General features: G+C 71.5%; 2 protein-coding genes. Both read left to right on the top strand.

Going from position 1 to position 638, the window contains the following annotated elements:
* The coding region (locus tag BST40_RS28385) for a chorismate synthase (RefSeq protein ID WP_142276872.1) at positions 1-341 on the top strand (341 nt) is incomplete at its 5' end.
* A gap of 16 nt (positions 342-357) precedes the next feature.
* The coding region (locus tag BST40_RS28380) for a shikimate kinase (RefSeq protein ID WP_158084054.1) at positions 358-638 on the top strand (281 nt) is incomplete at its 3' end.

Genomic DNA, 638 nt, shown 5'->3' with positions numbered 1-638 from the left:
TCCGCTCTACCAACCGGGCCGGCGGGCTGGAAGGCGGGATGACCAACGGCCAGCCGCTGCGGGTGCGCGCCGCGATGAAGCCCATCTCCACCGTGCCGCGGGCACTGGCCACCGTCGACCTGGCCACCGGCGACGAGGCGGTCGCCATTCACCAGCGCTCCGACGTGTGCGCCGTACCGGCCGCCGGAGTGGTGGCCGAGGCGATGGTGGCGCTGGTGCTGGCGCGCGCGGCCCTGGAGAAATTCGGCGGCGATTCGCTGACCGAAACCCGCCGCAACATCGAGGCCTACCAGCGCGCGGTCGCCGACCGCCAGTTACCGGCCGCCCGAGTGTCGGGATAGCCAGGTAGGTAATCAGATGGCACCAATAGCAGTACTCGTGGGACTGCCCGGATCCGGCAAGTCCACCATCGGCCGGCGGCTGGCCAAAGCCCTCGGGGTCGGTCTGCTCGACACCGACGCAGCCATCGAGCAGCAGACCGGGCGCAGCATCGCCGACATCTTCGCCGCCGACGGGGAGCAGGAGTTCCGGCGCATCGAGGAAGACGTGGTGCGCGCGGCACTTGCCGACCACGACGGAGTGTTGTCGCTGGGCGGCGGCGCGGTCACCAGCCCGGGCGTGTGTGCGGCCCTGGCCGG

It is taken from the genome of Mycobacterium persicum (assembly GCF_002086675.1).
Lineage (GTDB): Bacteria > Actinomycetota > Actinomycetes > Mycobacteriales > Mycobacteriaceae > Mycobacterium > Mycobacterium persicum.
Note: the sequence above shows the minus strand (reverse complement) of the source record. Positions and strands in the feature narration are given on the sequence as shown.